General features: G+C 41.4%; 13 protein-coding genes. 5 read left to right on the top strand and 8 right to left on the bottom strand.

The features are described 5' to 3' along the window. Positions 1-185: hypothetical protein (locus tag Q1V93_RS01330; RefSeq protein ID WP_300660417.1), on the top strand; the 185-nt coding region annotated here is incomplete at its 5' end. 108 nt (positions 186-293) lie between these two features. Here the strand turns inward: Q1V93_RS01330 and Q1V93_RS01325 are convergent. From Q1V93_RS01325 to Q1V93_RS01295, 7 genes are read right to left on the bottom strand one after another with little or no spacing between them, the layout of a single operon-like run. Beyond that, positions 294-1,607, bottom strand: a complete 1,314-nt coding sequence (locus Q1V93_RS01325) for a peptidoglycan DD-metalloendopeptidase family protein (protein ID WP_300660415.1) — start codon at positions 1,605-1,607, stop codon at positions 294-296. Then, positions 1,582-2,469, bottom strand: coding sequence for a DUF4292 domain-containing protein (locus Q1V93_RS01320; RefSeq protein WP_300660412.1), 888 nt, complete (start codon positions 2,467-2,469; stop codon positions 1,582-1,584). The genes Q1V93_RS01325 and Q1V93_RS01320 overlap by 26 nt, the downstream gene beginning before the upstream one ends. Next, on the bottom strand, positions 2,450-4,159 hold the full coding sequence (locus Q1V93_RS01315) for a tetratricopeptide repeat protein (protein ID WP_300660409.1): 1,710 nt from the start codon (positions 4,157-4,159) through the stop codon (positions 2,450-2,452). Before Q1V93_RS01315 ends, Q1V93_RS01320 begins: the two co-directional genes overlap by 20 nt. Next, the gene (locus Q1V93_RS01310; protein ID WP_300660406.1) at positions 4,159-5,166 is read right to left on the bottom strand and encodes a sugar phosphate nucleotidyltransferase; all 1,008 of its coding nucleotides are present in this window, start codon (positions 5,164-5,166) and stop codon (positions 4,159-4,161) included. The genes Q1V93_RS01315 and Q1V93_RS01310 overlap by 1 nt, the downstream gene beginning before the upstream one ends. A gap of 8 nt (positions 5,167-5,174) precedes the next feature. Next, entirely contained in the window at positions 5,175-5,609 is a 435-nt protein-coding gene (gene dut, locus Q1V93_RS01305) for a dUTP diphosphatase (protein WP_300660403.1), read from the bottom strand. Between the two features lie 3 nt (positions 5,610-5,612). Next, complete coding sequence (locus Q1V93_RS01300) at positions 5,613-6,086, bottom strand: gliding motility lipoprotein GldH (RefSeq protein WP_300660400.1); 474 nt, start codon at positions 6,084-6,086, stop codon at positions 5,613-5,615. Further along, positions 6,067-7,494 (bottom strand): regulatory iron-sulfur-containing complex subunit RicT, encoded by a 1,428-nt coding sequence (locus tag Q1V93_RS01295; protein WP_300660397.1) that lies wholly within the window; start codon positions 7,492-7,494, stop codon positions 6,067-6,069. Before Q1V93_RS01295 ends, Q1V93_RS01300 begins: the two co-directional genes overlap by 20 nt. 249 nt (positions 7,495-7,743) lie before the next feature. On the opposite strand from Q1V93_RS01295, the gene Q1V93_RS01290 reads away from it, so the two are divergent. Further along, the gene (locus Q1V93_RS01290; RefSeq protein WP_300660395.1) at positions 7,744-8,295 is read left to right on the top strand and encodes a hypothetical protein; all 552 of its coding nucleotides are present in this window, start codon (positions 7,744-7,746) and stop codon (positions 8,293-8,295) included. Between the two features lie 4 nt (positions 8,296-8,299). Here the strand turns inward: Q1V93_RS01290 and Q1V93_RS01285 are convergent, their stop codons facing one another. Continuing rightward, positions 8,300-9,415, bottom strand: a complete 1,116-nt coding sequence (locus Q1V93_RS01285) for a DNA polymerase III subunit (RefSeq protein WP_300660392.1) — start codon at positions 9,413-9,415, stop codon at positions 8,300-8,302. Positions 9,416-9,519: 104 nt separating this feature from the next. Between Q1V93_RS01285 and Q1V93_RS01280 the strand changes: the two genes are divergently transcribed. The 3 genes from Q1V93_RS01280 to Q1V93_RS01270 all read left to right on the top strand — a co-directional run. Continuing rightward, entirely contained in the window at positions 9,520-10,182 is a 663-nt protein-coding gene (locus Q1V93_RS01280; protein ID WP_300660390.1) for a hypothetical protein, read from the top strand. 126 nt (positions 10,183-10,308) lie between these two features. Continuing rightward, positions 10,309-10,968 carry a hypothetical protein gene (locus Q1V93_RS01275; protein ID WP_300660387.1) on the top strand — a complete coding sequence of 220 codons (660 nt, stop codon included), beginning with the start codon at positions 10,309-10,311 and terminating at the stop codon, positions 10,966-10,968. 298 nt (positions 10,969-11,266) lie between these two features. Next, the coding region (locus tag Q1V93_RS01270; RefSeq protein WP_300660384.1) for a glycosyltransferase family 9 protein at positions 11,267-11,919 on the top strand (653 nt) is incomplete at its 3' end.

Genomic DNA, 11,919 nt, shown 5'->3' with positions numbered 1-11,919 from the left:
CCACTCCGGCCGGACCTGTTTGTGCCAGCGAAGTAAATGTAGTAAGGATAAGTGATGGAAATAAAGAGAGCGTTTTGTTCATACACTATGCCAATTTGTTATGTTATGGAATAGTGATGGAGAGAGAAAATGATGCGGCAAAGTTAAATCAAAATCCGGATTGGAAGGCTCATAAAAGACGTTAAATGAAGGAATTGCACAGATAAATTATTATGCGCGCATTATGAATGAGTGTTTTGTTTTTTACAGGTCGAATTGTCGAAAGTAGCGTTGAAAATATCACATTCGGAACACTATTGTGCCAGCCACAAAGTTGGATTAATGCGTTGAACAGTTCCTTCAACAACCTGGTGAATCTCAAAATGGGCAGTAGATAAATTGCCCTCTTCGTCCGATAATAAGGATCCGATGGATTGTTTCGCCCCGACTTTATCTCCGACGGAAACGTATGCTTCCTGTAGATTACTGTAAACAGTTCGGTAAGCACCATGTTTGATGATGACTACTTTTCCTGCTCCCGGAATATTGAGAACACTGGTCACTTCACCGTCAAAAACAGCACGCACCTGTGAATTTTTCGGAGCGCCGATGTCAATTCCGTTGTTATTCGTGAACACGTTCGGAAGCGTAGGATGTGCATTTTTTCCGTAATTCTCGGTGATAGATCCTTTGGCAACCGGCCACGGTAATTTCCCCCTGTTCGATTCGAAATTCTTGCCCATGGCAATGTTTTCTTTTGTATCGGTAAAGGCAACTTCTTTTGCAGGAGCTGTTGTAGTCGTTGTTGTTTTTGGAGAAGAAGTTGAGGAAGAACTGCTTTTTGCAGCAAGGGCCGCTTTTCGTTCTGCTTCTTTCTTTGCCTTTGCTTCAGCATCTGCAATTTCCTTCTCAATAGCTTGCTTGATCCGGCGTTTCAGTTCTGCTTTCTGGCGTTCCTGTTCTTTCAATTCCGCCATCAAAGAGCTTTCGTCCTTGCGCAATTTTTCCAATGATTGCTGTTTCGCAGATTTGTCTTTTTCAATCTGTTGTTTTTCGATGATTTTCTCTTCGAGCAAGGTCTTTTTGTGATCTTTTTCCTGGCTGATTGCCTTTATTTCCTTGTGAATTGTTTTTTCATTCTGCAGAATAACCTTGAATTGCTTTTGCTGAATTTCAGAAAGTCGTTTTAGATAAGACGTTCGTTTCACCGCTTCAAAATAGTTCGAAGAGGAAAAAATAAACATCATTTTGGCAGATTTGTTCCGGTGCTTGTATGCGTAGATCAGCAACTTTTTGTACTGTTCCTTCAAAAGGACCAGGCGTTTTTGAAGTTCCTTGATTTGTTCTCCTTTGGAAGAAATAGTCAATTCGGCACTTCTGATCTGGTTGTCGAAGTTTCGCACGAGCAATTCGCGGTTCTTCACCTGGTTTTCGATTAATTTCAGTTCGTTCAGAGAAGTTTCCGTTCCTTTTTTGACTTTATCCAATAGCGATTTTGTCGTGGAAAGTTTCTTCTCCAGCTTGTTTTGTTCTGCTTGCAGCTGATCACTTTTTTTCTGAGACCAGGTAATGCTTGTGCAAGCAAGCAGAAGAATGAACAGACTATTTTTCAGAACTGCAGTTGCCATAATCTTCCGGTATTACAAAGTAAATTTCCTGAGGAGTATTTACTTCTGTTTTATCGTAATCCATCGTTAAAACGATATGATTCCGTGCGGTTACAATATCAATAACCACTTCTTTGGGAATCAAATAGGTATCTACGGTGTCGCGGCTAAAATAATCTACCGAAATGTGCGTCGTATCTTCCGGACTGTCAATTACCAGGCGACTGATGCTTTTCATGGAAGGATGAATGAAATAACGGATCATCACCTCATCTTCGTGGTCCTCGTTTCCGTTTCGGTCTCTTCGCGGATTGTTGGCGTTTTCCTTTTCTTTCTCCTTTTCGTGCTTGTTTTTGTTTTCCTTTTTGATAATCCTTTTCCGGTGTGATGAAACAACGTAATTATAAGGATCATTGATCTGGAAATACTTTTGAGTTGTGTCGTATGCAACCGGTAATCCAAGCAGCAATTCTTCAATATTCCGGTAGTCGAAATCCACACCGAACGATTCCTTGATGTAACTCATGGTTGTCCGGATGGCACATTTGTCTTTTCTGTTGGAGATCAATAAGGAATCACGTCGGATAATGGAATTGACAATCGGAATTCCGGCATACGTAATCATCGGATTGATGATGCTGTCTTTGATGGATCGAATAGATGTTTTGAAGCCGATTCTGCGATTGGTATCGGAAAAATGACACTTGATCTTCGTATAGAATGAATTCGGTCTGATCACAGAAAGACTGTCCATTACGTGAATCAACTCGCTGGTTTTTCTTTTTTCAAGTTTGATCGGTTTTTGCTCTATTGGTCTTCTGGCACAAGAGGCAAGAATAACAAATACAACAATACCTAACCATTTAATATTCCGGATCGACATACGTTTTTGTTTGAATTTTTTTGCTTAATGATTTGTTTTTTGATCCTAGTGAAAGTGCTTTTTTCCATAATTCGAGAGCTTTGCCAGAATCTCCCAATTTAAAGAAAGCATCACCCATGTGTTCGATGTAGTTTTTATTTTCCTTGTCCAGTTCATCCGCAATGGTGAATTGTTCCAAAGCTTGTTTGAATTTTCCTTGTCTGAAAAGTACCAAGCCTTTTGTATCGTGATAAGGAGCCTGGTTTGCTTTGCTGTCAATGATTTCATTGATCAGTTTTTCAGCTTTCGGAAGGTCAATATTTGCCAATGCCAACCGCATGGCATAATTGTTCTTGGTCAGCAGATTGGAAGGATAAATACTGATTGCTTTGTCGTAAGCTTCAGAACCTTCCTGGTATTTCTTCATTCCGAAAAGCGCATCTCCTTTTTGAGCATAAAATTCTGCTTCAACCGCCGGATCGTCCACAACCAATTCTTTTCCCATGTCGGCAGCATCTATTGCCTCCTGGAAGCGATCCAGTTGAACACAGGCGATGGTATACAACAATTGTACATTTGAAATAGTGGGAAAGAGCGCACTGCAAGCACGTGCATCCTTGTACAGATCATCGAATTTCAGCAATTCATACTCCAGAATCAAAACCTGGTTCCAGATCGGGAATTTAGTTTCTTCGTATTTGAGCGCAGTTTTATACGCTTCCAAAGCAGCTTCTTTTTCATTATTGCGCAGTAAAAAATCTCCTTTTACAGAATATCCCTTTGCGTTATTCGGATAATTTGCAATCAGTAAATCCGCCAATTCGATCAGTTCCTTGTCAACCACCACCTGTTTTTCGTACATCTCCAGGAGCAGGGACATTTTGGTGTCCAGATCAATGTCTGTTCCCTGGAAAGCCGCTTTGAAGTAGGTATAGGCCTCCGTTTTGTTCATTTGACGGTAATACAAATCACCCAAAGCCAGATTGGCACGTGCGTTTGTGGGATCGTTTTTCACCAATTCCACCAACATGGATTGCGCTTTGGCAATTTCCCGCTTGGAGAAATAGTAATCTACCAATGTTCCGATCAGACTCAGATCATCCGGGTAAACTTCGCGTGCTTTATGAAGCTCGGCAAGTCCTTTTTCGTCTTGTTTCAGGGATTGATACAACTCAAATTTTTGAATCGACAAATCGGGCAAAATACCCAACTGGTCTTCCATTTTCGTCAGTGAATTGATCGCATCCATCTGGCGACCCAAACGTTTCAATATTTCTGCGTGCGCAAACAACCAATCTACATTTGCCGGTTGTGCTTTCACCATTTTGGAGAAGCATTTCTCCGATTCCACAAATTTGCCCTGGTTGTAATACATATAACCCAATTCCTGGGTGTACCAGATGTTGTTGGGATCCAGCTTACTGGCCAATTCCGTGTATTCCGAAGCTTTGCTCTTATTATCCAATTGCAGATAACACTGACTTAAACCAAAAGCAGCAGCGTCATCCGTTGGGCGCATCACCAAACAGGAATCAAATGCCTGGATGGCGTTATTCGTTTGTCCCTTTACTTTGTAGCGAATGGCATTGTGAAAAGTCTGAATATACGCCAGATTCGGTTTCGAATCCGTTTTTTCAGAAGTAGCAACTTTCTTTACTGCACAGGAAGTAAAACAAAAAGCCAAAGCACCGATGTAAAGGAAATTTCTCATTAGCTGATAATTGAGTAATCACTTAAGCTCAAATCCCGAGCCAAACCTTTGTATTTTGAATGCGATCCCAACATGGAGTTGTGCATGTTTGCATCCACGATGATGGAATAATTCTGTAAAATACTGTTTTTAATGATGGAATTGGTTACAACAGAACCCTTTCCGAGAGAAACGTGAGGACCTACAACCGAGTTTTCGATAATGACATCTTTCCCCACATAACATGGAGGAATAATCACCGAATTCAAAAGTTTTGCAGAATCATCTACCATATCAATTCCTTTTTCCTGGTCGTATTCCAACACACGCTGATTGGTAATAACGGTTACTTCCTTGTTTCCGCAATCCAGCCATTCGTCTACTTCTCCCGGCTTAAAGCGCTTTCCTTTTTCGGTCAATCTGCGCAATGCATCGGGAAGTTGGTACTCGCCACTCTTTATGATGCCGTTTTCTACCAAAAAGTTTAATTCGTTTCTTAAAGCTTCACCATCTTTGAAGTAATAAATACCGATCATGGCCAAATCAGAAACAAATTCCCTCGGTTTTTCAACGAAGTCGATGATCTCTCCTTTTTCGTTCATTTTTACCACTCCAAAGTTACTTGGATCTTCAATCTGCTTCACCCACAGAATTCCGTCTGCTTCGGGATCAATGGTAAAGTTTGCACGGAAAAGCGTGTCTGCGAAAGCCACAACAACCGGTCCGTCCAATAATTTTTCAGCACACAATACCGCGTGAGCAGTACCCAACGGTTTGTCCTGGTAAAAGATCGTTCCTTTTGCTCCCAGTTTTTCGGCAACTTTGATTAATTCATTTTCAATCTCAATTCCGAAATCACCGATCACAAAACCGATTTCTTCGATCGGTTCGTTACAAACTGCTGCAATGTCTTCCACCAAACGGTGTACGATCGGTTTTCCGCCAACCGGTACAAGTGGTTTCGGAACTGTTAATGTATGTGGTCTTAATCGGCTACCACGCCCCGCCATTGGAACGATAACTTTCATAGTATGATTTAATTTTTTCCTGTACTTCCGAAACCGCCTTCTCCGCGGTTAGTCTCCGAAAGTTCATCTGTTAATTTCAATTTTGCCTGCACAAAAGGTGCTACAACCATTTGAGCAACACGTTCACCCTGTTCGATGATGACATTTTCATTGGATAAGTTAATCAACAGCACACCGATCTCACCACGGTAATCCGCGTCGATGGTTCCCGGAGAATTCAACACCGTAACACCTTGTTTGAATGCGAAACCACTTCTTGGCCGGATCTGAACCTCATAACCGCTTGGAATTTCCAGGTACAATCCTGTCGGAATTAATTTGCGTTCCAAAGGTTTTAAAGTCACGGCCTCACTCAAAAAAGCGCGAATATCCAAACCCGCAGAATCTACGGTTGCATATTCGGGTAATTCATTTGTTGATTTATTGATAACCTTGATTTCCATAACTTATTTCTGATTGGGATCTTTGATTACTGCGTAACTGATATCCATCACGTTTTGAGCACTCTGTTCCGTAATTCCTTGTTCAAACGTAAAGGTATAAGCACCTTTTTGAGGGAATTTCCGGTGTTTGAAGTAAACGGTATTTTCAACAATAGTTCCTGAAGTTTCACCGATCCATGAACCGTCCGGATTGGCAATTTTCATTTCAATCGGTTCCCGGCCAACCTGCCCTTTGGGAGTTTTGGAATGAATGAAAAACCACAGGTTATTGTAGGCATAATCCGTCGTTGTGCGAATGGTAATCTGAATGGTATAGAAAGAAGTCGTATCCGGAATCTGAACCTTGAAAACAGGTTTTACGTTCTGCTCCCAGGAATTATTCTTAAACGAATAAGACTTGTTGTAAAGCGGCGTATCTCCACAAGAATAGAGAAACACCAGCAATACGAATATCCAGCTATTTTTCAGTGCCTTCATTTCCTCCGTTGTTTTTACGTGGTGGTCTGCGACGATTATTCTTCTTTTTATTCGGGTTTGCCTGAGCAGGAGCATCTCCTCCATTCGCTGCAGCGTCAACAGGTTTGTTTTGTTGCTGCGGTTTATTTTGTGGATTCTGAGGTTTTGGCCTGTTATCCTGCTTCGGTTTGTTTTGTTGCTGAGGCTTGTTCTGCTGCTGGGGTTTATCCTGCTTTTGAACCGGTTTTGGGCTTGCCACAGTTGTTTCTCCTTCTGCACGCGGACCACCTTTCGGTTTTTTCTTCTTGCGTTTCTTATTTTTGCTAAACGTATTGTCAAAACGATTCAAAGAATCCTGACCTACAACATTGTCGTAATCTGGTTCTTTGCGGGCTACCTGTGCGGAAGTTTCAAAATCTTTCAAATCCATCGGTTTTTTCCCCGCTTTGTTGACCTTGATAATGTCCTGAACACGTTCCGGTGTAAGAGCCACCAAACCTACTCCGATGGAAGCTTCGCCCTCGTACATGTACCACAATTGACGTTTGAAAACATCTGTTTTAATGTGGAAAGCAGTTCCTTTTTCGGTTTGCAGTTTCACATCCGTGCTCGGGAAAGACTTGATTGCTTCCAGGTACATGTCTAATTCGTAGTTCAGACAGCACTTTAACTTTCCGCATTGTCCGGCTAATTTTTGCGGATTCAGCGATAATTGCTGGTAACGAGCCGCAGAAGTGGAAACAGAACGGAAATCTGTCAACCAGGTTGAACAGCACAATTCCCGTCCGCATGAACCGATTCCGCCCAATCGCTGAGCTTCCTGTCTGGAGCCGATCTGGCGCATTTCGATACGGATTTTGAATTTATCCGCCATGTCTTTGATCAACTGACGAAAATCAACACGCCCTTCTGCGGTGTAATAAAAAGTTGCTTTGGTCAAATCTCCCTGGTATTCTACGTCGGAAATTTTCATTTCCAAACCGATGTTTACAGCTAAAGTCCTTGCCTGAAACATGACTTCAGATTCGAGGGAACGGGCTTGCACCCATTTGTCGATATCTTCCTGATTTGCAATACGCAAAATCTTCTTAGTCTCCATTGGCTTTAGGCCCGGAGCTTTTTTCTTGACCTGAATTCTGGCTAATTCACCTACTACGGAAACAACACCCACATCGTAACCCGGGCTTGCTTCTACAACTACCACATCACCTACCTGAAGTGAGAAGTTTTTCGCGTTTCTGTAAAACGTCTTGCGACTGTTTTTGAAGCGAATTTCAAGTATATCGTAAGGCGCCTGACCAGCTGGAAGTTGCATATTTGCCAACCAATCAAAAACACCTAGTTTATTACATCCACCAGAACTACAGGTCCCATTATTTTTACAGCCGCGAGGTGTACCACCACCGCTACTACACGAGGAACATCCCATAGTTTTCGAATTTGATGTAAAAATACTAAAATTAACAGTTGCTATTGGCATTTTGTCATCAGACTTGACAACAGCTGTTTGTGAATAGCAATCAGGGTGAAATTTTCTTTGCTCTTGCAGCTAAAACAAGTCGTGTTTAAACTCAGAATTTGATATAGAAATGGAGATTCTCCGCTGTAAAACGGAAAAATCCGATTCGACACTCGCAATTAAATGGCTATTTTCGGGGACAAATTAAATTCAACCATCATGAAATTTGCTTCTGCTTTTTGCATCGCTTTAATTGGAACCCTTGTGGTTTCCTGCAGTAATTCAGATAGTCCGAAACCGAACCCTGACAAACGAAGATTATTTACAGATGTTGCTGATTACAACGATTACCTCGTGGATCAGCTGGATATGCTTACTATCGCGTATGATAATTCTTTGGACGCCAATATAACGACTGAAGAAGCATTGAAACGATGTGATTCATTGGTAACACTCTGCGAAAAAGCAGCGGAAAACATCAAAGGAATTCAGCCGTTTGAAGGAGACAGTTCCCTGGCCATGCAGATGCTTGATTATGTCCGATTCTTGAAATTTAGCGGGGAGAAAAGCATTCCGGAGTTTTTGAAGATGGACGAAGAATACATCAATCTGCCTGATAGCGAAACGCAGGAAATAGAACGTTTAGGTAAAAAAATAGATGAAGTGGCTGTCAAACAGAATACTGCCAGAAACCGTGAACATGCTAAAGTAGATAAAGCTCAGGCGAAATTTGGCAAGAAGCATCAGCTGACCATTGTGAAACTCGATTAAACGTTTATGCCCGGTGAATAAAGCGCATGACCTGGAAACACAATTGGGTAAAGAGCAATTTCCCGAACGCATTCCGGTCGATATGATAATGTGCATCGTTGAAGATTTCCATGAAATCAATCACATTATTGTTTGAAATGAAGCGTGCAAAATTCGCCAGGAAAGCAGCTTCTTCCTGCGAAACACGGGTCAGCATGTCTTGTGTGTAATTTTTCAGCACACTTTGGCGAACCATGTGCAAAGCATATTGAACAAACTGTTTTTGTCCTTCGCGGGAAAGAGCAGAAACCTGTTCGGTCCAATCCAGCATCGCATTGACATCTTTCTTAAAACAAACGCGCATCAGCTGAATGAACAGTTCCCGGAACAAATTCGCTTCGGATTGATCACCCATGATTTGCTGCGCGTCGATCAGATTCCCGTTGCTTCTTGCCGCAATACTTTCAGCAAGCTGACGATTCACGCCGCTTCGTTCAACAACCTGCTGGATAATATCCATAGGGTAGGAGGGAATGCGCAGAATTTGCGTTCGGGAGAGAATCGTTGTAAGCAATTTATCCGGACTATCCGTAACCAGCAAAAACAAGGTCTTTGCAGGTGGCTCTTCCAGGATTTTAAGTAATTTATTGGCGCAGGTTGCGTTCATTTCTTCCGCCATCCAAATGAGCATGACTTTGTAGCCGCCTTCGTAGGATTTCAAGGAAAGTTTCTTCACGATTTCGAGACTTTCTTCTGTCCCGATAATCGGTTTTCGTTCTTTGTCGTCCATTCGTTTCGTCCAATGGTACAAGTCAAAAATCGGCAACTCCTTGATTTGTGTTCTCCAGAGAGGCAGCAACGGATTGGTCGTTTTCGAAATGGTTTGAACAGTTGGAAAAGAAAAGTGCAAATCCGGATGTTGCAAATCCGATACCTTCTTGCAAGACGCACATGTTCCACAGCTGTCGTTTTCCTGTTTGTTTTCACAAAAGATGTACTGTACAAAGGCTAAAGCCAATGGAAGTGCGGCGTGGCCGGATTTTCCTGCAAAGAGTTGGGCATGACTGATTTTTCCGCCTTTGACCTCTTCAATCAAATGCGCTTTTACCTCTGCTTGCCCCGGTATTGAATTAAATTGCACCGGATAAAGTTAAGGGTTCTTCTACAACAGGATGTAAAAAAGGCATAAAAAATGTTGAAAAACGAAACAAAGTTCCTACATTGTATAAGATAAAAACCAACATTATGAGAACGTTATTTTTAATAGTCGGATTGTGTTGCTCCTTTTCTGTTCTCTTTGGACAGGAAATTAAGATGACTGATGAATCGGTCTCTTTTTCGGTGGGAGTCAAAAATGCTATTGTAGCAAATATTCCTTTTGGAAAAAGAGCAGCTGTGGAAAAACAGTTGAAATCTGAATTGAAAAGCTGGAAGGGAAAGGTTGTCGTCGTTGGCGATGAGTACCAGGTGATCCAGGGAAAGAATAAGATTTTTGGAGAAAGTCATGTGAATGTTTATGCAAAGATCATTGAGACGGTTGATGAGATCAAAGTTGCTTTTGTAATAGACAAGGGTGGGAGATTCATGACGAATGTAGAAGATCCGGTCGAATACAAAACGGTATGGGAAAAAGTGAAGAAATTTGGTGCAGCTTCTGCTTCTGCTAGTATCGCACTGGCCGTTGATGCAGATCAGAAAATACTGAAGTCTTTGGAAAAAGAAGAAAAGAAAATCAAAAGCGAAATTGAAAGCTCCAAAAAGGATATTGAGAATGCCCAGAAGAAAATTGAGCAATCTCAAAAGAAAATTGATGCCAAGCAACAAGAACTGACTAACAAGCAGGGAGAGATTAAGACACAAAATCAACAGATCTCAAATCATAAGAGCAATGCTAAGAAGTTAAAGTGAGAGAAAGCGCCGCTTTCGAAGACTGAATTTGGTTTGAGCTAAGCGATAAAAGTTAATTTTGATAACTAACCCGGGATACCGGGTGAATGAATACCGCTAACAAAAACAACACATAACTAATACGACATGAAACAATTAACACTAATCGTTGCAACATTATTAACTACTTGGGTAGTAGGTCAGGAAGTAAAAACATCCAATGAAAGAGTCAGTTTCTCTCACGGAACCTTTGATGCGGTCGTAGTAACGATTCCTTACGCAAATAAAGATGTTGTTGAAAAAGAACTGAAATCCGAAATGAAGGACTGGGGAGGCAAATACAGCAGCTCGAAAGATGAGTATACTGCAAAGCAAGCCAAGATGAAGGACATGGGAGATAAGTACTTCGACGGATATGCAAAAATTATCCAAAGTGGTACAGACATCAAAGTGGCTTTTGCAGTTGATTTAGGAGGAGCATATTTAAATTCGGGTGAGCACCGCGATCAGTATAAAATCATTGAAAACCGTGCTAAAAAATTCGGACAGTCTGCTTCAAAGGAAAGTGTGAACGGAATGATTGAATTGGAAACGAAAGCATTGAAAAAGTTGAACGGAGAAAAAGAGGATTTGCAGAAAAGCATTGAAAGCTCCAAAAAAGATATCGAAAGCTATAAGAAAAAGATTGCTGATGCAGAGCAAAAAATCAAAGACGATGAATCTGCAACTCAAAAGAAAGAAGGAGAAATCGGAGCGCAGGCTAAAAAGCTGGAAGAAGTTCAGGAACTGTTGAAAAAGATTAAATAATCCACGGTTGGGACGCGACGTATCAGGGATTAATCACAATTGACACCCAGACTTCATTTTCCACCACAAATGCACAAATTTTAGCTCGGCTACCGCACTCGCTTTGTTGCCTTATAAATACATTATTTTAATGTTTACTGGTAAAGAGGCGACTGGTAAGCACCTCAAATATTTGTGCATTTGCGGTAAAATATAATACAATGGTATTGTAAAATGATTTGGGTGCGAATAATACTATACCCCGACACATCGCGTCCCAACTGATTTCGGACATGTTCTTTTTTATACCTTTGACTCCATGAAAATTTTGGTTGTCCGGTTTAGCTCAATTGGAGATGTCGTTCTGACAACTCCCGTTATCCGCTGTTTAAAGGAACAATTAAAAAATACAGAGCTCCATTACATTACCAAAAAAGCGTTCAAACCGGTATTGGAGCAAAATCCGTACATTGACCGAATCATAACCATTGATAAATCGGTTGATGAGGTGGTGGATGTTTTGAAACAGGAGCGCTATGATTATGTGGTCGATCTGCACAACAATATCCGAACCCTGCGCCTGAAAAGAGCCCTGAAAGTCAAATCCAGTGCTTTTCCGAAAAAAAACTTTTCCAAATTGCTTCTTACGACATTCAAAATTAACCGGATGCCGAAAGTTCACGTCGTGGATCGTTATTTCGAAGCAGTGAAAATACTCGGTGTAAAAAATGATCTGAAACCCTGTGATTTTTATCTGTCGGAAAATGATACTGTTGATTTATCGTCTTACGGTCTGGCAGAAAAGAATTTTATTGCCGTTGCAATGGGAGCTCAATTCGCAACGAAACAAATGCCGGTTTCCCTGATGGCAGAAGTACTTGATCAGATCGAAAAACCCATCGTGCTGCTTGGCGGGCCTACTGATTTGGAACGTGCGGCCGCATTAAGTGCATTGCTTGAAAACAAACAGGT

The organism is Fluviicola sp. (assembly GCF_030151805.1).
GTDB lineage: Bacteria > Bacteroidota > Bacteroidia > Flavobacteriales_D > Crocinitomicaceae > Fluviicola.
This window is presented reverse-complemented; position numbering and strand designations above follow the sequence as displayed.

Bases quoted from the DNA above. Each gene is read 5' to 3' on its own strand.
- Q1V93_RS01315 (WP_300660409.1), bottom strand. From the start codon at position 4,159: ATGAGAAATTTCCTTTACATCGGTGCTTTGGCTTTTTGTTTTACTTCC.
- Q1V93_RS01275 (WP_300660387.1), top strand. From the start codon at position 10,309: ATGAAACAATTAACACTAATCGTTGCAACATTATTAACTACTTGGGTA.
- Q1V93_RS01325 (WP_300660415.1), bottom strand. From the start codon at position 1,607: ATGGCAACTGCAGTTCTGAAAAATAGTCTGTTCATTCTTCTGCTTGCT.
- Q1V93_RS01320 (WP_300660412.1), bottom strand. From the start codon at position 2,469: ATGTCGATCCGGAATATTAAATGGTTAGGTATTGTTGTATTTGTTATT.
- Q1V93_RS01290 (WP_300660395.1), top strand. From the start codon at position 7,744: ATGAAATTTGCTTCTGCTTTTTGCATCGCTTTAATTGGAACCCTTGTG.
- Q1V93_RS01310 (WP_300660406.1), bottom strand. From the start codon at position 5,166: ATGAAAGTTATCGTTCCAATGGCGGGGCGTGGTAGCCGATTAAGACCA.
- Q1V93_RS01295 (WP_300660397.1), bottom strand. From the start codon at position 7,494: ATGGGATGTTCCTCGTGTAGTAGCGGTGGTGGTACACCTCGCGGCTGT.
- dut (WP_300660403.1), bottom strand. From the start codon at position 5,609: ATGGAAATCAAGGTTATCAATAAATCAACAAATGAATTACCCGAATAT.
- Q1V93_RS01280 (WP_300660390.1), top strand. From the start codon at position 9,520: ATGAGAACGTTATTTTTAATAGTCGGATTGTGTTGCTCCTTTTCTGTT.
- Q1V93_RS01300 (WP_300660400.1), bottom strand. From the start codon at position 6,086: ATGAAGGCACTGAAAAATAGCTGGATATTCGTATTGCTGGTGTTTCTC.